Annotated in this window: 28 protein-coding genes; 3 read left to right on the top strand and 25 right to left on the bottom strand. The window is 53.4% G+C overall.

Translation table 11 applies throughout. From position 1 onward, the window contains the following. A partial coding sequence (locus B3C1_RS18575) for an SLC13 family permease (RefSeq protein WP_008486737.1) occupies nucleotides 1-1244 on the bottom strand: 1244 nt, incomplete at its 3' end. A 168-nt stretch (nucleotides 1245-1412) separates the two neighbouring features. On the opposite strand from B3C1_RS18575, the gene B3C1_RS18570 reads away from it, so the two are divergent. The 3 genes from B3C1_RS18570 (at nucleotide 1413) to B3C1_RS18560 (ending at nucleotide 4332) form a co-directional block, all read left to right on the top strand. Next, on the top strand, nucleotides 1413-2417 hold the full coding sequence (locus B3C1_RS18570) for a hypothetical protein (RefSeq protein ID WP_035482792.1): 1005 nt from the start codon (nucleotides 1413-1415) through the stop codon (nucleotides 2415-2417). A 142-nt stretch (nucleotides 2418-2559) separates the two neighbouring features. Continuing rightward, the gene (locus B3C1_RS18565) at nucleotides 2560-3129 is read left to right on the top strand and encodes a LemA family protein (protein ID WP_008486735.1); all 570 of its coding nucleotides are present in this window, start codon (nucleotides 2560-2562) and stop codon (nucleotides 3127-3129) included. 183 nt (nucleotides 3130-3312) lie between these two features. Next, complete coding sequence (locus tag B3C1_RS18560; protein ID WP_008486734.1) at nucleotides 3313-4332, top strand: hypothetical protein; 1020 nt, start codon at nucleotides 3313-3315, stop codon at nucleotides 4330-4332. Between the two features lie 172 nt (nucleotides 4333-4504). Here B3C1_RS18560 and B3C1_RS18555 read toward each other — a convergent pair whose 3' ends face one another. From B3C1_RS18555 to B3C1_RS19970, 24 genes are all read right to left on the bottom strand, one after another. After that, nucleotides 4505-5578, bottom strand: a complete 1074-nt coding sequence (locus B3C1_RS18555) for a DKNYY domain-containing protein (RefSeq protein WP_008486732.1) — start codon at nucleotides 5576-5578, stop codon at nucleotides 4505-4507. Between the two features lie 104 nt (nucleotides 5579-5682). Further along, entirely contained in the window at nucleotides 5683-6033 is a 351-nt protein-coding gene (locus B3C1_RS18550; protein ID WP_008486731.1) for a VOC family protein, read from the bottom strand. Nucleotides 6034-6172: 139 nt separating this feature from the next. Beyond that, nucleotides 6173-6574: a putative signal transducing protein gene (locus B3C1_RS18545; protein ID WP_008486730.1), complete on the bottom strand. Its 402-nt coding sequence runs from the start codon at nucleotides 6572-6574 to the stop codon at nucleotides 6173-6175. An 88-nt stretch (nucleotides 6575-6662) separates the two neighbouring features. Further along, nucleotides 6663-7118, bottom strand: a complete 456-nt coding sequence (locus tag B3C1_RS18540; protein ID WP_008486729.1) for an SMI1/KNR4 family protein — start codon at nucleotides 7116-7118, stop codon at nucleotides 6663-6665. A gap of 768 nt (nucleotides 7119-7886) precedes the next feature. After that, the gene (locus tag B3C1_RS18535; RefSeq protein WP_336391137.1) at nucleotides 7887-8366 is read right to left on the bottom strand and encodes a GNAT family N-acetyltransferase; all 480 of its coding nucleotides are present in this window, start codon (nucleotides 8364-8366) and stop codon (nucleotides 7887-7889) included. 40 nt (nucleotides 8367-8406) lie between these two features. Continuing rightward, the gene (locus B3C1_RS18530) at nucleotides 8407-8814 is read right to left on the bottom strand and encodes a GFA family protein (protein ID WP_008486727.1); all 408 of its coding nucleotides are present in this window, start codon (nucleotides 8812-8814) and stop codon (nucleotides 8407-8409) included. Nucleotides 8815-8856: 42 nt separating this feature from the next. Next, nucleotides 8857-9621 carry a DUF2185 domain-containing protein gene (locus tag B3C1_RS19585; RefSeq protein WP_008486726.1) on the bottom strand — a complete coding sequence of 255 codons (765 nt, stop codon included), beginning with the start codon at nucleotides 9619-9621 and terminating at the stop codon, nucleotides 8857-8859. A gap of 256 nt (nucleotides 9622-9877) precedes the next feature. Further along, nucleotides 9878-10342 (bottom strand): 2-thiouracil desulfurase family protein, encoded by a 465-nt coding sequence (locus B3C1_RS18520; RefSeq protein ID WP_008486725.1) that lies wholly within the window; start codon nucleotides 10340-10342, stop codon nucleotides 9878-9880. Then, complete coding sequence (locus tag B3C1_RS18515) at nucleotides 10343-10654, bottom strand: hypothetical protein (RefSeq protein WP_008486723.1); 312 nt, start codon at nucleotides 10652-10654, stop codon at nucleotides 10343-10345. A 101-nt stretch (nucleotides 10655-10755) separates the two neighbouring features. Next, nucleotides 10756-11100 (bottom strand): 5-carboxymethyl-2-hydroxymuconate Delta-isomerase, encoded by a 345-nt coding sequence (locus B3C1_RS18510; RefSeq protein WP_008486721.1) that lies wholly within the window; start codon nucleotides 11098-11100, stop codon nucleotides 10756-10758. Nucleotides 11101-11227: 127 nt separating this feature from the next. Then, nucleotides 11228-11791 carry a RebB family R body protein gene (locus B3C1_RS20820; RefSeq protein WP_008486720.1) on the bottom strand — a complete coding sequence of 188 codons (564 nt, stop codon included), beginning with the start codon at nucleotides 11789-11791 and terminating at the stop codon, nucleotides 11228-11230. 199 nt (nucleotides 11792-11990) lie between these two features. Further along, on the bottom strand, nucleotides 11991-13154 hold the full coding sequence (locus B3C1_RS18500; RefSeq protein ID WP_008486719.1) for a hypothetical protein: 1164 nt from the start codon (nucleotides 13152-13154) through the stop codon (nucleotides 11991-11993). 98 nt (nucleotides 13155-13252) lie between these two features. Next, the gene (locus B3C1_RS18495) at nucleotides 13253-13576 is read right to left on the bottom strand and encodes a hypothetical protein (RefSeq protein WP_008486718.1); all 324 of its coding nucleotides are present in this window, start codon (nucleotides 13574-13576) and stop codon (nucleotides 13253-13255) included. A 254-nt stretch (nucleotides 13577-13830) separates the two neighbouring features. Beyond that, entirely contained in the window at nucleotides 13831-14205 is a 375-nt protein-coding gene (locus B3C1_RS18490) for a VOC family protein (protein ID WP_008486717.1), read from the bottom strand. A gap of 87 nt (nucleotides 14206-14292) precedes the next feature. Continuing rightward, a complete protein-coding gene (locus B3C1_RS20375; protein WP_156804632.1) occupies nucleotides 14293-14826 on the bottom strand; it encodes a hypothetical protein in 534 nt (177 codons plus the stop codon). A gap of 87 nt (nucleotides 14827-14913) precedes the next feature. Then, entirely contained in the window at nucleotides 14914-15513 is a 600-nt protein-coding gene (locus B3C1_RS19980) for a LysE family translocator (RefSeq protein ID WP_008486714.1), read from the bottom strand. A gap of 147 nt (nucleotides 15514-15660) precedes the next feature. Then, entirely contained in the window at nucleotides 15661-15981 is a 321-nt protein-coding gene (locus B3C1_RS18480; RefSeq protein ID WP_008486713.1) for a DUF1330 domain-containing protein, read from the bottom strand. Between the two features lie 628 nt (nucleotides 15982-16609). Continuing rightward, complete coding sequence (locus B3C1_RS20370; RefSeq protein ID WP_156804631.1) at nucleotides 16610-16882, bottom strand: hypothetical protein; 273 nt, start codon at nucleotides 16880-16882, stop codon at nucleotides 16610-16612. 379 nt (nucleotides 16883-17261) lie between these two features. Continuing rightward, the gene (locus B3C1_RS18465) at nucleotides 17262-17816 is read right to left on the bottom strand and encodes a GNAT family N-acetyltransferase (protein WP_008486710.1); all 555 of its coding nucleotides are present in this window, start codon (nucleotides 17814-17816) and stop codon (nucleotides 17262-17264) included. Nucleotides 17817-17912: 96 nt separating this feature from the next. Next, on the bottom strand, nucleotides 17913-18251 hold the full coding sequence (locus tag B3C1_RS20365) for a hypothetical protein (protein WP_156804630.1): 339 nt from the start codon (nucleotides 18249-18251) through the stop codon (nucleotides 17913-17915). A 110-nt stretch (nucleotides 18252-18361) separates the two neighbouring features. Continuing rightward, nucleotides 18362-18610, bottom strand: coding sequence for a hypothetical protein (locus B3C1_RS20360; protein ID WP_156804629.1), 249 nt, complete (start codon nucleotides 18608-18610; stop codon nucleotides 18362-18364). A 204-nt stretch (nucleotides 18611-18814) separates the two neighbouring features. Continuing rightward, nucleotides 18815-19228, bottom strand: a complete 414-nt coding sequence (locus tag B3C1_RS18460) for a DUF6508 domain-containing protein (protein WP_008486708.1) — start codon at nucleotides 19226-19228, stop codon at nucleotides 18815-18817. Nucleotides 19229-19333: 105 nt separating this feature from the next. Continuing rightward, nucleotides 19334-19768, bottom strand: a complete 435-nt coding sequence (locus tag B3C1_RS19975) for an SMI1/KNR4 family protein (RefSeq protein ID WP_008486707.1) — start codon at nucleotides 19766-19768, stop codon at nucleotides 19334-19336. A gap of 51 nt (nucleotides 19769-19819) precedes the next feature. Then, nucleotides 19820-20275, bottom strand: coding sequence for a GFA family protein (locus B3C1_RS19970; protein ID WP_008486705.1), 456 nt, complete (start codon nucleotides 20273-20275; stop codon nucleotides 19820-19822). Nucleotides 20276-20381: the final 106 nt, after the last annotated feature.

Raw genomic sequence — 20381 nt, 5'->3', positions numbered from 1 at the left:
CCAGGCCCCGCCGCTCCCACCAACCCCAGCAAAATGCCCCAGGCCAGCAGCGCCTTGCGGTGGCGCGGCGGTTCTACGTCCAGGTCGTTGACCAGCAGAAAATCCTTGTTGTAGCGCTGGCGGCTGACAAAAGCCGGCCGCGCTTCCAGCAGCAGGGTGTCCCCCGCTTCCAGCTTGATGGAGCCCAGGTTGCCCTTGACCCGCTCGGCGCCCCTGGCTACCGCCAGCACTATGGCGCCATAGCGGTTACGAAAACGGGCGTCCCTGATGGTTTGGCCTATGGCGCTGCAATGGGGCGACACCACCACCTCCACCAGCCGCCGCCCGTCCCGGTGCTGGGCCAGGTGCTCGGCGCACTGGTTGTCGGCGGAGGCGACAATACCGTTGATGCGCAAAAGGTCGGAAATGGCCTCGGTGTCACCGGCAAACACCAGCCGGTCGCCCCCTTGCAGGTGCTCTTCCGGGGCCACCGCCATCAGCAGATGGCCGTTGCGCTCTATCTCCACCAAAAACACCCGTTGCAGCTCCCTAAGCCCCGCTTCGCGGATGCTTTTGCCCACCAGTGGGCCGTCATGGGCCACCGCCACCTCCAGGGTGAACTCGCGCATGTTGTCAAAGGGGGTTTCGTCGCTGCGATTGGGCAGCAGCCTTGGGAACAGCAGCCACATAAAGGCAATGCCCACCAGTGCCACCGGCAGCCCCACCAGGGTAATGGAAAAGAGCCCAAAGCCGGCCAGGCCGGTCAGGCTTTGGTACTGGCCGTTGACGATAAGGTTGGTGCTGGTGCCAATCAGGGTCAGCATACCGCCCAGGATGGCGGTATAGCTCAGGGGGATCATCAGCTTGGAAGGGGCTATGCCAATCTTGCGGGACCAGGCATGAATAGCCGGAATAAAGGTGGCCACCACAGGGGTGTTGTTCAAAAAGGCCGACAGCAGCAGCACGGGGGTGAAGATCTTGCCAAGGGCGCCGCGCAGGGTGCGGGGTTTGCCCAGCACCTTTTGCACCAGCCAGTCCACCCCGCCGGTGGCGCTCAGGCCCCCGGCCACCACCAGCATGGCCGCCACGGTGATCAGGCCGGGGTTACTAAAACCGGCCAGGGCCTCGGCACCGGTCAACACCCCCGACACCGACAGCAGCACCAACACCGCCGCCATCACCAGGTGCGGCGCCAGGTGGGTGAACATCATCAACAGCAGGGCGACCAGTGTCAGCCCCAGTACCATGCAGCCCTGCCAATCCATCTAAACGTCTATCCGGCCAAAAATGCGTGAAACGGCATTGTCGCCCGTCCCAAATAGAACGTATAAGACTGTTTAAGAATTTTAATATTCCGTTGGGATATTAAAGCTACTGCACCCACAGGGCCGCCATGGTAAAGTGCCCCCCTTGGATGAATGCAGTACAAGATAATGTTTTTTAAACGCTTCCTACTTGAAGGCAACGCCCTCAAGGCCATACGTCAAGGATTGGACGAGGCAAAGGACAGTCAAGCCCTGGTTGCCGCCCTGGCGCCCCTTAAGGCTCTCCCCTTTTCCATCGACCCCGATCGCCCCCTCTATAAGTTTGCCCGTTTCATGTGGGCAGTGGTGGTGCTGGGCGCCATCGTCGAACTCTATTGCTACCTGATGCTGTGGAGCCAACACAGCCATCACCCCAGCTGGTGGAGCTGGCTGCTGGTACTGGCCGCCCCGGCCCTGGTGGCCGGGATCTACTTCTACCAGGCCAGGAGCGAAAAAATACGCCGCCTGGAAGAGGACCTTTGGAACACCAAACTGCTGCTGGACAACGACATAACCCCCCAACCCTGCAGCAAGGACGCCATCACTGCCCTCAAGGGGCGTTTCCCCTATTTTTACGGCAGCGACAACGACACTTTTATTTCCCTTGGCCAAGGCCACTACCAAGGCAGCCAGCACAGTTTCGACTACCAGGTGATCATCCACCGCTGGAAGAGCGACAAGCACTTTTACTACTGCTACGCCCTGGCCCTGCCCTTTGGCCTGGCCAAAAGCCTGACCCTGACCACCTTCACCCCCTCCGGTGGCAAGTGGCCCAGCTACGACAGGTGGCAACCTGCATCCCAGGCTTTTAACGCCAAGATTAAGGCCACCTGCAAGGAGGAGCTGGACGCCGCCCGCTTCTTAAAACCCATGGTGGTGGAGCGCTGGGTCAAACTCCTCGATGAGATAAAGGACCCCAACCTGCTGATAGAGGACAACGGCGACTTGCTGTTCCTCACGTCCGACAAGGGCCTGTTGGCCCCAGAGCGGCAAGGCAGCTTGAAAGACCCGGCGTCCCTGGCCAGCCACTATCCCTTGGAAAAGCTCGCCATCACCCTGGATTTGGTGCACTTTTTGATGGTGCACAACGACAACAATTTCGATACCCCCTTGCCTCAGGCAAGCCAGGGTTGAAAGGCCAGGGGCCCTGCCCCGGCAACTGGCACCAGGCCTTGCGGGCCTGGTTAACAGCAAAATGGGGCCGCCCAAGCCCGGCCCAACCAAGCGCAGGCCAGCCTGCGCGCCCACAAGTGACAATACGTTTTAAGGAAGGAAAATGAGTCCTATCGCTCTGGCCCTTATCATCGCCGCCGTGGTCATCCTGGCCGTGGTCCTCATCCATAACGGCATCATCGGCCGCCTTAACGCTACCCAGCGCGCCTGGAGCGACGTCATCGCCCAGGAAAGGCAAAAGAACAAGATCTTGCCGGCTCTGGAAGAGGTGGCCGGCCAGTACGCCAGCCACGAAAAAGGCCTGCTGGAAAAGGTAACCGCCCTGCGTAGCGCCCTGGCCGACCTGTCCAGCGACACCATCGACACCAAGGGTCTGGCCAAGGCCGAAGGCCAGATGAGCGATCTGCTCAGGGGCCTGAACCTGACCGTAGAAGCCTACCCCGAGCTCAAAGCCAACGAGACCTACGGCAAGCTGATGCGCGAGATCACCGAACAGCAGGAAAACATCGGCGCCGCCATCCGCATCTTCAACCGCAACGTTGAGCGCTTTAACAACGGCATCGAGATCTTCCCCAACAGCCTGGTGAACGGCCTCTTTACCCGCAAACACCGCCTGGACACCTTCGACGACAGCGAAGCGGCCGCCGGTATCGAATACAAGCCCAACTTTTAAGGGCCTGCCGCCCTTGGGGGCGGCTTTTCCTCCCTGCTTTGCTGCACCCGTTCGGCCAAGGAGGGCCGGCGCCTACACTGACTGGGCGATACACACCACTCAACCCAAGGACCAGGCCGGCCTGCTGTTCGGCCCTGTAAGACCATGAGTAATAATAAAAAAGTTGATGAACTCTTAAGCACCATGAGCCAGTCCCTGGACCAGGTGCAAACGGAAAAGGGCCTGTATGACCTGCTCAAGCCGGCCCTGGATTTTGACGGCCCCATCCGTTACGACAACCGCCTGCCCTGGACCCTGGCCCTGGGCGGTGCCCTGTTAGCCCTGGTGCTGTGGGGCCTGCCAGAGGGCCTATTTGACGGTTTTCTTTCCCTCGATCTGCAATGGCAACTGATAGAGCTGTTACGCCCGCTCTTGACCCTGCCTATTCCCGGCTGGCTGCCCTTTGTATTGCTGGCAGTGTTTGGCATCTGGCAGCTTTTCTCCCGCCGCTCAAAGCTCCAGGGGTTGGCCGACGCCATCTGGAAACGCAACCTGCTGCTGGACAACAACCTCAGGGAAGTCCAAGGCAACCCGGCGTCCCAGGCCGACGAACTGGAAAAGCGCTTTTGCGAATTCAACCGGGGTAACTACAAGCGCACCATGGACGAGCTCTACCAGGGCCATTACCAGGGTGAACAGCACAGCTTTGACTTCCAGGTGTTCGACTTCCACTACGTGGACAAACGCACCAGCACCTACACCGACAGCAATGGCAAAAGCCGTACCCGCACCACCTACCACCACTACCACCGCTACGGCCTGGTGATGGATTTTGGCTTTACCCGCAGCCTGAACATCCTCGGCTTTAGCACCAGCGGCCACCGGGGGCTGAAATGGGAGCCTTCCTCCCTGGATTTTCGTAAGGCGTTCAAGGTGTTGGCCGGTTCGGAAATGGAAGCGGCACGCTTTTTAAAGCCCGCCGTGGTGGAACGGCTGGAGCGGCTGGCCCAAGGCTTTAGCAGTCCCAACCTGGAATTCAATGCCGCCGGCGAGCTGTGCCTGACCATCGCCAATAAGGACTTGATCCAGGTGCCCCGCGCCGGCGGCCTCGACCAGCCCAAGGCCTTCTTGGAAAGCCTCAAGGAAGAAACCCGGCTGCCGCTGCTGGACACCTTGCTCGACGAGGTGCATTTCCTGATGACCCACTCCGATAGCAACTTTTAAAAAAAGCCGCCCAAGGGCGGCTTTTTTATTGCTGTTGGCGCCGGTCACCATGACCGTCGATAGTCAGCATGGGCCAGGTCCCTTACATTGGGGCATGCAACAAGCATGGCCATGCCCAGGGCAAGACGCACTGGCAAAAAGGTGCCACCGACTTGCCCATGGTGCCAAAGGGCTATTGGGTGACCAGTTCGCCCCTCATGTAAAAGTGCTTGGCATCCCTGGCGTCAGACTGGGTTTTCTCGTCGTAGTCGGTGACTTCAAAGGTATCGAAGTCGGCGCCTTCCAACTCGCGTATCTCGTAGTTCCCGGCGTAGTAGATAACCCCCGAGCCTTTGCAGTACTGCCTGTCCAGCAGCTCAAAGCTGTCGGGTTCGGCCTTGTCCAGCCGCACCATTTGCTCTGCGCTTCGAAAATAGACATGCTGTTTGTCGCGGGCAAAGCTGTCATCTGCGAGAAGTTCAAAAGTGGCGGGGTCGGCATCGGTCTGTAGCTGCGTGTCCAGCCAGTAGATGGCGTTCTTGTCCTTGGCAAGGGTCTCTGTCAAAGGCGTAAAGGAAGCAAAGTCCGCCTGGGGAATGGGGGTTTTGTGGTAAAAAACGGTGCCCTTGCCGTCGGTTTTTGAGAAACACCAACTGGAGTGTTCTTCAAAGCAGTCGAAGCTGGCCGGATTGGCCCCTTCTATCACTTTGCCGTCGGTGATGACCTGGTGGTCGGTAAACCAGTACAGGGTCGTCCCCACTATCCGCCCCTGCAATTGCTGGACGCTGACATCCGCCACCGGCTCACCGCTGTAGTAAAGGTGCGCGTTATCCAAGGCGTATAACTGCGCTTCGTAAGCGTGGCCGAAGTCTTCCCTTTTTACGGGCTTGAAGGTGGCCAGATCGGCGCCCTTGATAGGTTTGGCATTGTAATAGGCCTGATCCCTGACCAGGGCGTAACCGCTGTTGGGAATACCCATCAGCGCATTTTTCACCATGCCGGTGAAGCCAAAGAGGGTTAAGACACACGACACCACCACGGCGGCAACCAGCGCCATGGGAAAGCCGTTAAAGCCGAAGTACTGGCCCCCGAAGAGTCCCAGCAGCAAAAAGATGAGTACCGGGTAGGACAGGAAGGCAACCACCCCAAACACGGCACGCCTGCTGTTCTCCGAGCCCGGCGCGTCAAATGCCATGGGCGAGAACATCAACAGCAAAGGCCAATACAACAGGGCCAGGGTAATAACGACGTTAAGAAAGATCTTCATAGGCTCCATCCTGGAAAGCTGACGCCAAAGGCTCCATCAAAGGGCATTAATCTACCCTAAGTACCTAAGGATAAAAAGAAAAGCGGCGCCCCAAGTCCTGCCAGTCAGGCATGCTCGAGTATGTTGATAAGCTTGCCAAAGGGGTCGCGCACGTAAAAGCGCCGTACCCCCCAGGGCTCCAGTGCCGGGCCGTATTCGATAGGGAGCTGCGCCGCCCTCACCCGCTCCAGCACTGCGTCGTAATCGTCCACTTCAATGGAAAGGTCCGGCAGCGGCGTACCTGAACCCCCTTGCGACGCCAGGCTGACCTGGGTGCGCATCTGCTCTGCTGAGCCAAAGGTGATTATCCAGCCTTGGTCCATCAGCGGCTGCAAACCCAATATGTCTTCATAAAAAGGCTTCCCCTTGTCCGGCTCTGCTGCCGCCAGGTTGGCCACGATGCGTTTAACGGTCACGGTGTTCCTCCTTATATGCCGTGCTCTTGAGCAACTTAGTGCCTGCTGCCTGGTAAATCCACAGAGCAACCCGAACAGATAGGCCAGTAGCAAAGGACATGGTGTTGCGACAGGCCAAGACAATGGGCTTATCGGCTCTCTATGGGCGCCAGAAAGCACCACAGCTTTTGCATCTCAAGCCGTGCTTATAAAAGAACAGGGGAAAACCTAACAAGATAAAGACAACAAAAGCAGCCTGCTTACCCTTGGTATAAGGTTCCAGATCCTGGCAACCGCAGCTAGGGCACTTTTCAACATGAAGCTCGAACTCGCTATCGACAGCCTCTGAAAAGTCGTCGTTAAGCACCTCATGCGCTTTTTGCGCATGCATTCTCGGCACTGCGAGCCTGACTCCCCCCATGGCATTGGAATAAAGCCATTGCATATTGACGGTATGCTCATCAGCCACAAAGGCCGGGATCCCCTCGCTTTCAAGCAGCCCCCTGGCAATGTGCGCCTCATGGGGGAACGAAAATCTGGCCACAACAACCAGGTCGCTCATGGTGCCTTCCTTGGGGCTAATAACCTGTAAACCGGTGCCCCTAGCATTCCAAGGGCACCATAGTTCCCAACGCGACAATGGCTACGGCTTAGTCTTCCTCAACTAGCTTGCTAAGAAAGTCGCTAAAACTGGCTGCGATGATCTCAGGCTCTTCTTCTTCATCATGGCGCCACAAACGAACCTCTTGCCCAAGGCTTAAATCGAAAATCAATTGGTCCCCAGAGCCATCACCGGCAATCGCGATTACTGTCCGCCCAATGGACTCTGTCGGCCATTGGGAGGCAGCGATAACACTGTAGTAATCTTCTTCATCAGCTTCCAAGGACAAGAAGTAGAAGGCTTCGACATCGAATTCCATGTCATCATCCACATACAGATTAAGTGACGGCGCCCCGCCGTTAACCGTCTGGATAAAAGAAACGTAGTCCTCGGGGAGTTTCACACCATATTTCTTTTCAAAACTGAGAATATCACTGTCACTGGGAACCGGTTTTTCAACCACTTTATTTTGGTAGTAAATATTCAACTCAGAAACATCTCTCACGGCATCATCCTGTTTACGGTAAGTTAGAGTATTGATTGCAGCAGAGCATTTTAAGAAAATACCTCTGCGGTAACGCTTTAGTAGTAAAACAATCTAGGTAAATAGTTGGGAGAAGGCCCAGCGGGCAATTAAGTGCCAAGGGCCGGGCACAGTTAGACGATAAAAAACCTTTATCCGCCCTCACATTCAGCGCCGCCGACCGGCAGCAGCAGAGGGTGAGGTAAGTTAACGGGCGTAGCTTTCAGCAGAAGATTGTCGGCCAGGCCCTTCAAGTTATGCGGCTACAGTGGCACGCGGAAAAAACTCATTAAATAACAACATCTTAATCTGAAAATGCTAATCCGTTGCTGACGCTACCGCCCTTGAGTGTGGTTCCCAATATCCCTTTCTCGCCCTGCGTCGTTTGTGCATCCAGCGTAACCAAGCTGGGGGCAGATCACCTTCTTAAGCCAAAGCACTGGGTCCCTTGGTAAGAGGCTTATCAGCGTTAAATTAACAAGGCAGGTTTTTAGCCTGGCCTGGCCCGAGGGCAACTTAAACAGAAAAGGTCCGTAAGTAAACAGCCAGTGCCCTGCTTTTTGTATCCGGCAAGCCCAAAAGGGTATTTCAAGCACCCATTAATTAGATGAAGGCATACTCGATAATCAACGCCATTTTTTGCCTAGCAATTAAAAAAAACACCTCAGATGAATTTTGCACAAGGCTTTATACAGCCTTACAGCAAAAACAAGCTGGCAACAGCCACAGACCAAGGAAACGCCAAGCCCCTTAGCTCGCCGGTACCACCTGGGATTGGCTGACGGAATGCAGGGCTAGCACCATGGGTTGAAACACCAAGCCAGCCACCTGGCCAACCTCTCCTTGGCAGACGAAGCCGTACTTCTGATAGGCCGGAACCGACGACAATGAGGCACGCACTGTCACCTCATCGCCTCTGGCATGGGGCAATACCGCCGCCAACAATTGCCGGCCAAGGCCCTTTTGCTGCCATTGGGGGGCAATAAAGAGCATGGCAAGATGCCGGCCTTCTTTGAGCTCGATCAGCCCTGCCACCTGGCCTTGGTGCTCGGCCACCAGTATCAGGTTGTCCTGCTGCATGCGGCTGCGAAAGGCGCCGGGCGCCGCTATCGTTTTAAAAGTCTCCAGGCCTTCCGCTGCCAGGGTTGCCGCCACCGAGCCCAGGAAAGCCGCCATGCAGACCGCACTGGCCGCCTCCAGATCCCTTTCTTCCAGCTGTCTTATCGTCACTGCCTGCCCTGCCCTTTTCGTTTTTGCGGCCCTGGGGCCCTTAGCCAGGAAAGCCCGGTAACTTAACCGCCGCCACCCCCGCTTCGTACCAGGGGGCCTGCTCTTTGCAAAACAGCTGGGCGTCCACCGCCTTGGCTGGCGCCTGATCCAGGCTGCCGGCAGGCACTATCAGGAATTTGCCGCTTTGGGAGACGCACGGCAGGGCCGAGCCACAATGGCTGCAAAAAGCCTTGGAAAAGGCCCGCTCAGGGTGGTCGTAGCGGCTGACGGTCTGCTCGCCTTTGGTCCAGCGGATATTGCCTGGGCCGGTAAAGAGATTGGCGGCGTGGGCCGAGCCGGTCAACTTGCGGCATTGCTGGCAATGGCAGAAGTAAAAGCGCTTGAAGTCGTCTTCAAGGCTAAAGGTGACACTGCCGCAGCAGCAACCGCCAGTGATGTCCTTACTCATATCGCCTCCGCTTTAAGGTTGGTTTCAGCAGGCTCTTGCCGTTCAGGCGCCCTGGTAACGCAGGGTGTCCCAAACCCGGCGAACCGAAGCCTGGTGGGTGTCATCGTCCTGGTAGATGGCCAGGTGTATGTCGCCTCCTTCGGCAAACCCAAAGAGGTAGGTGCCGCACTGGCTCTTGCCGTCCACCTCTTCTTGCAAACGGTAAGCCGCCTGGCAGTGCCTGTCAGCCACCCTTTGCTCCAGATCTGTCTTCATCGGCGATGTCTGGGCCAGTAAGGCGGCCATACGCCCTTCGCAATCTGCCGTGGAGGCACCGTACAGCGAGATCCAAAAGGTCAGCCCGGGGCGCCAAAGCACCAGGCTGTTGCCGTCCAACCGTCTTAGTAGCAGCTCGCTGCTGTCGAAGGTCCAGCGCCCGGCAATATCGACCCACCCAGGCCCCACCGGCGGCTGCAAAATCACTTGGGGGCGCTCCGTATGGCCGCTGACGACCTGCAGCCTGCCGTCCGGCTGCCTTTCAATCTCGGTACCGGGGGGATAGGTCAGAAAAGGAATGATGGCCGGGTCGTAGTTAGCGACCGTGTTCAGGCTCAGCACTGAGGTGTTGTCGGGGTTGTCCAGGTAAGCCTGGGTTTCACCGCCACCGTAAAAGACCCAACCGCTGTCGTCGTCGTTTTCCGGCTCTTGGCGCACCATGTAGTCAACGGCCTGGCCGTCAACCGTTACCTTGTCGGTCACAAAGCCGTAGCCAAGCTCGGGTATCAGGCGGCTAAGCTGCTCTGGGGCCAGTCTGTATGGCTTGTTCAATGGTTGTCCTTAACGCTCTTTGGGGTAGAGGCTCAGAGCCCCGCTTTGGCCCGCCCTATGACAGCCGTGACGGCGGCCTTGGCTGCGGGCTGTTTTGCCAGCAACGGGTGCGCAGCATGACCGCCACGCGGCCGGCAATCTCTTCGGCGCTATAGCTTGCCAGCTGCGCCAAATAACCTATGCCTTTCTTCAAACCTTGTGATGACGGTGGGCCCACGCCCTTGCACCATCAAAGCTCTGGCAATAAGGGCTGCTGTCAAACCTCATCAGCATGATGCTGGCTCACCACCTTGATGCCGTGTTTGGCAAGCAAGGCACAAACCACGCCCTGCCCTGCTACCTTGGTGCCATCAAACTGGCCGCTGTAGATAAGGCCGCTACCGCACGAAGGGCTGGCTTCGGCCATCACAGCCTTGCCAATGCCCTGCTGTTGGCACAGTGCAAGGGCAAGTTCAGCCCCCTTGATAAAGGCGGCCGACATATCGGTGCCGTCTTTACCAATAACCTTGGCAGCGCCGCAAAGCACGTCGGCGCCGCTGCCCCCTTGTATTTCTGCCGCCGCCCGGGGCGTTGGCAGGCCTGCTGCCACTTCCGGGCAAAAAGGCACTATCTCGTTGGCCGCAATAAAGCGCTCAAAGTCTTCAGAGCCAACGGCCAGGCTATTGCCGTCGTAACGGACCTTGCAGCCCAGCAGGCAGGCGCTTACCAGGACTTTTGCCATTCATGCCTCCTGGCCATAAGCGCTGCTGGGGCAGGGCAACAGCCTGTCAAAATAAAACGCAGTATGGCTTTCATGGGACAGCCCCAAAAGGTAGCGGCCAAACTCCTGCTGGGGGTCTTCGGCTGCTTCCAGCCACAGCCGCTCGGCATTGAATAGCTCGCCCAGGGCGTCGCATTGCTGCACGCCGCTCAGCCGCACTTCATGGGGCTGGCCCTCGGCGATAAAGGTAAAATGCACCGCAAAGCTGTCGCCGCAGCGCTCAACCTGTAGCGCCGTAACGCAAATGTCCTGGTAGACCTTCCCTAGTTCCATATCCACTTCGCTTTGGTATTTAGCAGCCTCATGTTGCCCTGCAGGCACCTGTCTCTTGCTTGGTCCAAGCGCGGCAGGGGCAAAGAGGCCGTTTACAGGGTTTAGAGGGTTTTGCGGTTGCAGTAGCTCGCTTTTTCAAACTCGCTGACATTCATGGCGATATTGGGCACGTCGGGGAACAGCGCAACCAGGGCCGACACCACAGACCGGGACAAGGCGGCGCGCTGCGCCGTTGTCCGCCCTTCCATGATGCTTGAGAAAACATGGATAAAAGGCTCTTGCTTACCGGCCACCAGGTAGTTGTCATAAGGGTTGACCCGGACCTTGATGTCACCGATATCAAAGAGCCCAGAGGCTACGGCCGCCCCGTGGACCTGCGCCAAAATGGTGTGTTGCGGGTGGGTATCGAGGATCTCGGCAGAACAGTCGACGATGAAATGAGGCATGGCTACTCCTTAATGCGCAGAACCGTTTAGGCATCAACGGCATAGTCGCATCGAATAGCGCCGGCGCGCCAGCCTCTTGATGACGTAGCCAAGCATCGATGCGCGCCAAAGCCGGGCTGCTTTAGCCTCAGGCCAGGCTGCGAACCTCCTCCAGCACCTTGGCGTAGGCATCGGCCTGGGTAGGGTCTGCCAGCATCAGCCGCAGGCAGGTCGCCGTGGCGGCCAGTTGCAGCGTATGCAAAGCGCCCCGGTAATTGGCGGCGCTGATGTCGTTCAGTGTGGTTTGCATGGCCTCGGCGGCGCTCCGTACAGCAAAAGACACGTCCCCGGCACTGTCAACGACAGCCCGCAGGCTTTGCTGTATGGCGTCCATGATTTGCGTGTTAACCCCGCCCAGGCTTGCCGCTTGAACCCGGTCCGCACTGGTGCCCAGCATCTCCTTGACACCCTCGGCGCTGGTGGCCGTGTCCAGGGAGTAGATCTGTATCACCCCCTGGGTGGTGGCCGCCTGAGACACCACCGCCTGCTGGTTTTGGGCATTTACGGCGTTTTCAAAGGAAAGGCCTATGGCATGGGCCATGGCCTGGTAGATATTGGCCACCGCCACAGCCGGTGCGTCGGCAATCACCTTGACGTTGCTTTGGCTGACGGTGTCGGTGATTTGGGTGTTTACCGAAGTATTGGCAGACATGGTGCGCTCCTTGCGAGAGAAAAGGGTCCGGGGGTAAGTGTATACCCGCAGTGGTAAAGCGGGGCTGGCAGGAGCAACGAAGGCGTAGGTCTAAGGGGCCAGCCTGCGTTAGGCCGTGCCCCTATTGGGTTGAATAAAGCGTTTTTGGCAGTAGAACCAGGCCTTGGCCTGCAAGCGCCTGAAGTAAAAAGGACTGCTGTTAGCCCTGGGCCCCTGGCAAGTGCTTTTTCAATAACTGCCAGCGCCCGGCGTCGCTGACCAGGGTAAATTCACAGATGTCCTTCAGGTTCAACGGTAACAACCTTGCCAGCCAGGAAAGCACCGAAAAGCTGTCTTCCAGGCTGGTCAGCCTGGCCTGGCTATAGTCCAAAGACTCGCCCAACGGGCTGAGCAGCTCAGAGAAGTGGTCGGGGTCTGCGGCAATGGCAGCCTGGATAGTCCCTTTCACCTCGGACAGGTCCAACGCTTGCGCGGCATGCTGGTGATAAACGGACCAACGGGTCACGGCCGGCGCCGGGCCTGCATTCTCCGCCTCGGCCACAGTCGCCACGGCCAGGATCCGGCCGCTCACCTTCATGACACGGCCCCCCGCTATGGAGTAAGGCTCCACCATCACCCCCAGGTCCACATCGCCAAAACGCTGGGCAACAAAGAGGATGTTCTGGTCACGGTCGTCCGAGAACAGGATGTCCCGCCAGGGCTCTTTGGGCAAGGTCAGCTCTACCCTGTGGTTTTCATGGTAGCGAAGCTGCTCCAGGTCCTGAACCAACCAAGGGGCGAACTCAATTTCGGGGGCAGTGGCCAGGGTGCCTTGCAGCGGGATCACCGCAGATTGCGCCGGTTCCGGTGCAAAGTCCTTTCGCTGCCTCAGTTCCATTGGCGTGTCGGCCAATATCGGCGCGCCCTCCTCGGCCCACGGCAGAAACTGCACCACAAAGTCCGGCCCTTGCTGGTAGTCCGCTTCGGTTTCCCATTGCATGGGCGTGATCTGCACCCGGTACTCGCCAAGGGGTAAATCAAACCAACGGCCGGCATCGTCGGCCTCTTCCATCTTTTCCTGTCCAGGCAGAGCGTCGGAATTGTCCAGATACACACGGCCATGGCGGCAGTGGTAATAAAAGGCCGCCCCGGCACAGGCTGCCGCGCTTTCGCGCGCCGTCAGCTCGCCCCTGGTCAGCCGAAAGTCCGCTGTCATATCGCCGCTGCAGCAAAACCCGAAGATCTTGCCGGCCCGGCTAGCGGGGCCATAGCGAAAATCCTGCATGTACCAGGCGATTGGGTCCTGGCTGTGGTTTTCAAGATCGTCAGGGTGGAAAAACAGAAAGGCCGCGACATCGGTGTAAAAACGAATGGATTTATCCAACTCAGAGTCCCTTTTAAGTCAGTGACAGCGCAATAACCGGCCAAGGCCGGCCAACGGCCCCAGGGTAACAGCCCGGCGTCCGGCCAGGCAAAAGGCTTCTATCCCTGAGGTTCGGCCTTGGCCCCCTTGTCCCGGTAGCCGGTCAGAAAGGCGGCAATGGCACCCAATGCCATGGAACTCAGGCTTAGCAGCACGTCAGGCACGGTTACCAGCGATCTGTCCAAGCAAAGCGCCACCAAAACATAAACAGGGGTCGACAGCGCCGTTAACGCCAAGGGCAGTAGCGCATACCTGAAGTTCCAACGGTTCTGATCCGGTGGCATGGCTTTTCTGACCTCATCAAGCATCTCTTTCTTCTCTCGAAAGCTTAAGGAGGTGTCACCTAGTATCTTTTCGTGCAGCTTCAATAGATTGTCGTTCATGGCTTTCCTTATCATGCCTTGATGAATTCACTCAAAAGCGCCTGGCGATCAATGTCTTTCATCCCTATCAGGCCTATTGCAATTCATCACCTATCCAGAAGGGCTAAATCGCCACTACGTGGGAAATAGATAAACTGATGGAAGCTTTGGGGTTATTGCTCGCTAAGCAATGGCTGGCCATTCCAATGAATGCCCCTTGCTTTATCGATAAGACCAACAAAGTTAGAGTATCGCCTTGGCTAAATCTTACGGTGCTAATCCCATGTCTGCGTGTCTTTGCAGACCAAATGCACAATTGACGCCGGACTCGATACCCAGAACCCTTGGAACCCTTCTCCAAGCGGCTCAATTTCGTCACAACGCACAACGCCTGCTGCTTCAAGGTCCCGTGAAGCAGCCTCAATGTTATCGGTTACTACCTCAAGCCATACTTCGGCTTGGCTGATGGTCAAAACCCGATCTATCCATAGGTTGTTAGCACCGAACTCAAAACCTACAGATGGCGCGTGCTTTGTTATTTCTTTAAGACCAAGTACGTCGCGATAGAACTGAACAGTGGCCTCATAAAGGTGAGGCGGCACCTTCATTGCGATGTTGCGACCGGCAGCGAATGTTGCTTTGCTCGACATGTGACCTCCTAGTAACACCTACGCTTTTGTATAGACGCGTACAATGCATACGTCCCAGCCTAGGCTATTGGGCGAAATCAAAACATGTTAGTGGATCGACTCAGCAATATACTCTTCAACTTTCTTATCCTGCAGCTGCTTCAGCCAGTTAGCACGATTGTCCATGACTTCGTTGAAGTTGACCTGATCAGAAAATGGAATCCGATGGGAGTAAAATACAGACTTAACTGATGTATCATTATCCCGATAGAATCTATTGACTACATATTCGTAATGAGATTTGTCAGGAGCCAAAAGAAGCATGCAGAAATAAACTTCTTCTTTTGCAGTTGAATTTTTCGACTGAAGTACGTCGGGCTTCATGGCAAACATTGGCTTTACACTATTAACGTAGCCAGGAAGCACTTCTTTCAGTGCAGATTTTCCTTGGTACTTACGTACAGTAATCATTGTCGACCAAGACGCCAATGACTGTTCTTCACTTAAAAACTCAACAGTAAGTATGTCGCTATCTTTTTTATTCCAAACTTCGCAATAGTCTTTCCCACCGAATTTAATGCAGTTACTCGCATAAAGAGATTGCGAAAAAAACATGATGGAAAGGGTTAGTAGTCTTTTCATACTCGTACCTCTAACATCTTGCCAAGGGGCTCACAGCGAAGCTGTACGTGTCCCAACGAAGCCAGCTTTGGCTGGTGTAGTGACGGGTTAGGCGAATCTTACCAAGGCATAAATTACAGCAACTACCATTAGTCCAGCGAATATAATACGTATGATCCTAGCTTGTTTAGGTTCGGAAAAAATTGGCCGTAACAGGCCACCAAGCATTAACCAAAGTGCATCTACGACCGTAGCAACAGCTAAACAGGTTATTCCAGTGACAATGTTACCAACATAGGTATCGGGGAAAGGTAAAGAAAATTGGGAAAATATAGCTAGAAAAGCTGCATACGCTTTGGGGTTCAACAGATTCAGAATGAAACCATCTTTGAAACCAGGAACACTTTTAGCGCCTTGCTCAGTAATTGACGGTGCAGATGCAATTTTATATGCGATGTATAAAATGTATGCACCTCCTGCAAACTGGCAGACAGCACGAAAGTTTGGAAATTGGGAAAACAGTGCTGTCAAACCAATGGTGGCTCCGACAATAGCAACACTAAGTCCAAGTAATATTCCCAATAAAAATGGCGTACCCTTCTTTATGCCGAATGCAGCGCCTGTTGCAGCTAATGCCAGAGGGGCAGGACCTGGAGAACCAAGCAAAAGTGCAGTGGTTGTAATTAGAACGACAAATGATTCCAGCAACTTACAATTTCCTAAGCTTGTCAGCCAATTTAAAACATCACCCAACGCTAACCGCCACGGCGCCAATTAAGTGCAGTGTTTGGGGTGTTCGGTGACCTGACCGCAAGAAGCACATTACAGGGCCCGGTAGAGCGCATCGCTGTACAGCTAACCAAGGATGTCAGCACCTTTATGACCCTCTGCTACGCCCTGGACCAAAAAAACCTTACCTTCAGTGTGACTCGTGCGCAATGAACGGATCGCTGCATAAGCAGCTGACTCATACCAGTTTTTAGCTAGTTCCATTGACGGAAATTCAATAACGACTAAATCTTCAGCCCAAGGCCCTTCCAGTGGAATGCAAGCCCCACCATGAACAATATATTTGCCAGAAAAAGGAGCGAGAGTTGCGTCAATGCGCTGCAGGTACTCCTTTATTTCAGGGTCGAATCTGGTTTCACTTATTACAGCAACGGCATATGCAGTCATCACCATCTCCTTTTTTAAGTCTTTAAGTTAACTCTAACATCCAGCCCAGTTAAAAACACGTAGACTACCATAGCAAGCGGAGCACTGACGGCCTATATAGTTTTACGAACGCAATGCGCGAATAGCTAGCCTGATATTTTTTTAAAACTCACAACACCTTGCCGCTGCACCTGGACTTCAGCCAATGGTATAGCTTGTATAGCCACTCCTTCGAGTAGCTAACGTCTGCATTCAGGTTAGCCTCAGAGAAAAGCTGTATAAATTCATGGATCTCGGTTTCTGATCTCCCCAACATTGTAGAAGACTCATTAAAGGCGGCTAACAGGCCATGGGATTCTGCTGACTCAAATGCCTTTTCCCAGATTTCCTCGTCATTTTTGAATTCGGTCCATATGCCTTGGTAGTACCAACACTCAAGCAAGTAAGCCAGTATTGGAAATTCATCTCTCAGTTCTGATTCTCTACTCATGATCCATAGCGCTCCGCTTAGGGAAACAAACACCCGGGCTAAGACCGGAACGGAGTGACACAGTCCACATCTTTGTGCTCCAGCGAGGTGGTGAGCGATCTAGCACGATTATTAGTGTTTTCACTACAGTTCTTCGCCGTAAGTATACTTGGCCACTTTTTATGTGCTTGACGCTAAAAAGTGACTTAAATATTCTTTTGCTGACCCAATAGTGGGCATCATTACCTTTTCATTTTCCTGTGACCAGACGGGCAATGTCCATTGACGGTCTTTTTTGGGAACGAATGAGTAAGGCAAAAAGCAACCGTTAGATTGCTGATAAATCACTTGTAACTTGGTGATATCTGGATAGTACTGCTCAAAAACGAGCTGGGCAGAAGCATCTTCTTCTACCGCTATCCAAATTGCCCCATATTTTTCTTCCATACTCATTTACGCGTAACGCTCCGTTAACAGATCTATGCTGTTTATGCATCCGGGTCGGCGCTGTTCGTTGGTGTATTCGTTCACCGGCTTGTTAGTTGCTCTAACTAACTTCATCCTTTATCAAATTTCCATTTACTATCAAGCGATACATGCCAAAGAAAAACTCGAACATTGGAAAGAATACAAAGGCAGTAAATAAAATGACGGTCCCGTGACTTACACCAAAAATCTGTGAGATATAACTAATGGCCAAAACCGTTACGCAAAGATAAATGATGATGGCAATTGACCATTTCTTGAAGTTAATGTTCTGCATCGTATTATTCCTTTGCTGAAGAAGTGCTACCAACGCCGTAATCACGCGCTTGTCGCATACGTTTCCTTATTATGCTGAAAAATCACTTACTAGTCGTCCATACATTGCCGAATCAGAGACGACTCCATTTACCTCCCAACGCTGCCTTAGCAGACCCTCTAGGGAAAATCCAAGTTTCTCTAGCGTTCTCCCTGAAGACCGGTTATTTGGGTCAATCTCTGCTTCAATCCTCCGCAGTCCCAATGAATCGAACCCATACTTAATCAAGGCCTCTCCTGCCTCGATAATATAACCTTTTCTCCAACAAGAGCGCCCTAATCCAAAACCTATCTCGGCACGCTTGGATTCTTTGTCGTAGCTAAACAACATACATTTTCCAGCAAGCTCGCCTGTAGACTTCAGATAGACGCCAAGTATGATTGACTCCTGACGACGCATCGAGTCGTTACTTTCATTAATAAAGTCAATCGCGTCCTGAACTGTTGTCCAAGGCGCGGTATTCCAATACCGCATAACCTCAGGGTCAGAAAAGATATCCAGTAGGCAATCCGAGTCATCAATAGTCAAAGGCTTTAGTGCTAATCGTTCGGTTTCAATAACTGGAAAAAACAACTCTTTTGGCATTAAATTCTCCATTTCTACGTATAATGCCCGCAGCACGCACGGCCTTACAGTGTTGGCGCAGCCGCAACGGAAAGACCGCTGCGGTGTCTGCGTTTGTTAAGTATTTTTCCAGTAACTCTTGCCGCGATGAATTTCATATCCCACGCCACGATATTGGAAAGTGACCGAATTTACGCCGATTTCAGGTATCGGTATTCCCGCGACGCGGGAGATTGGAATCAAATCAGCTACCGGAGCCGCACCATATATGCCGAACCACCCGCCCTCACCGTTGTACCCAAACCAAGAGGGCGTTTGGCAATGAGGGCACCGATAATAATTCCACTGCCAGAAATCCCATTGCGGCACATTTGATGCCCACTCAGTAACTCTGAGCACAGCCTCAAACTCAACCTCTTTATCACAACATGGTGTTTTCAGGGTGTGCGTCTTCATTAGCTACCGCCATTGTGCTTAACGCTTTGCGAAAGGGAAATTACGAGCTCCGAGAGTATTTGTCCCAGCCGCGCTGAGTGCGGAAAACTTACGCAACTTGGTAGTGAACATCATTTATTTGGCCATAAAGGTGGTTTTATAAAGCGTGATTCACAATTAGCGCCACTGTTTTTGAAGTGCTCAATCAACGAGCTGATCGTCCTTTTTCCCGATGAAATATCTGATATTTCAGGGGCATTCAGCTTTATAGTGAAGTCCACAGTTGCAGGACCATATTGAACCAAATAAGTGACATACATTTGACTGTCCCGTTCAAACAAGACGTAGTTCCATGATTCTTCATTTATAACTCTGTCCATGAGCTTTCACCTTGCACGCTAACCCCGCAGTCACGGGACCAAGGTAGTGGAGCAAACACGTGATAGGCTAAGCGCAGCTAAGCACATGTTAGTGGAGCGTAGTCGACTCCCGTGCACTGCATTGTTATATGCTTACCCGAATTTTTACCAAGGCTTGTTGGTAGTGACTTTGGTACTTGGCACTATTTTTAACTCAGTTTTTGGTTAAGGGTTTTCAGCCTCTCTAACAGGCAAACCATATTCTAATAAAACTTCGAGACGATCAACAATACGAGCAATGACACCATTTTTAAGCATTGAGGCGAATAATCCTTGATGATGTTTCTCATGAGTAAGGATGTCAGCCACCAAGAAAGCAAGTTGTTGAATGCTTAGATTATCAGTGCCGCCAGGTTCTTGGGCTAAGAGTATGTCCGTTGGTTCTTTATATTTTGAAAATCTAAACAGAGTTGAGAGTAGCTCGTTTAGCTCCTCAACAGGCTCAATATAACCATCCCACATCATTGCATTTTCATCGATATAAACTTGTTCATTCTTTGTAGGTATTTCAGGGAAAGCTTCCCTATATTGACGAACAACCTTCTCAACCAAACTAGAATCAAACAACTCGAATTTCATTAGTAGTCCTTTGTACAACGATGTGCCACATATAACGTTTGATTAAGGGACGGGATTTAGCCCGTCCCAGACAGCGTAGCGAACGGTTTGAAGCAGTAGTTATGCCTAGATCGTGAGCTTTCCATTTAGCCACCATTCCAGGTATTTAGACAGAGATGGAGCAGCCCACGTGCGGCTATCGTCTTCATGATTCCAAGCAAACACGTCATCTCTGTGTATCCCTCCCGCGTGTATAGGAAAAGCGAACTGATCGCCGTTTCCGGCGGCGGCAAAGAAGAGGAGGCAATCAAATGGCATATACAGTTCTTTAAAATCGGCGCTTCCTCTAAAACTCAGATTCTCTTCAACGATGCGATCAAGCGGCCAAACAATACCGAGACCATACTCGCCTTCGATTCCATCGGACTCTAATAGAAGAGTTTTTAGGTCACTTGTAAATTTTACGCCGAGAGCTCTTTCGGCAAGCTGGATTGCTGATTCAGAGGCGCCACCTCGAACGATTATTGCGCTGCTGTAATGCTTTACGATTTCCTGCCACATTTTATCTATCCGGCATAACACCCAGCTGCAGCGTACTCATCGCTGTTAGCTTTATCCTTGTTTATCTGCATATTCTTTGAGCAACTCGGGGAACTTGTCCTGCGGTGGAAACTTACAAAAACTATGCGCTGCGCCAGTGGTAGCCCAATCTAGTTTTTCATCCGTATAAGTTTCAATAAATGGTTTATAGGTTCGAGAATCCTCAAGCATAGTTGAGCGAACATTTACAAAATCATCCATGCCTTCGGGGCGCGTGAAAAGCCAGCTCATACAATTCTTACAGAAATAGTGTCGAGTGCTTCCATGTAGTCCACCAATAACAGGTTCTCCAGATACAATTGAAAATGCCGCGCTCGGAAATAACGAACTCAAACTAAAGGCGCTTGACGTCATTTTCTGACAACCAGTGCAATGACAAGCCATTGTCATCACTGGTTTAGCGCTAACCTCAAATCCTACCTGCCCACAACGACAATGGCCTTTAACCTTACTTGATGTACTGTTCACTAAAATTTACCTCTCAATTTATCATCTTTGGCACTTTCACCGTTCTGTAGCCAAAATATTAGAAAAGTGACTATATGGCACATAACGCCGCATTAAGGTGTGAGCA

Source organism: Gallaecimonas xiamenensis 3-C-1 (assembly GCF_000299915.1).
Lineage (GTDB): Bacteria > Pseudomonadota > Gammaproteobacteria > Enterobacterales > Gallaecimonadaceae > Gallaecimonas > Gallaecimonas xiamenensis.
The sequence above is the reverse complement of the archived record's forward strand: the minus strand, read 5'-3'. Positions and strand labels throughout refer to the sequence as shown.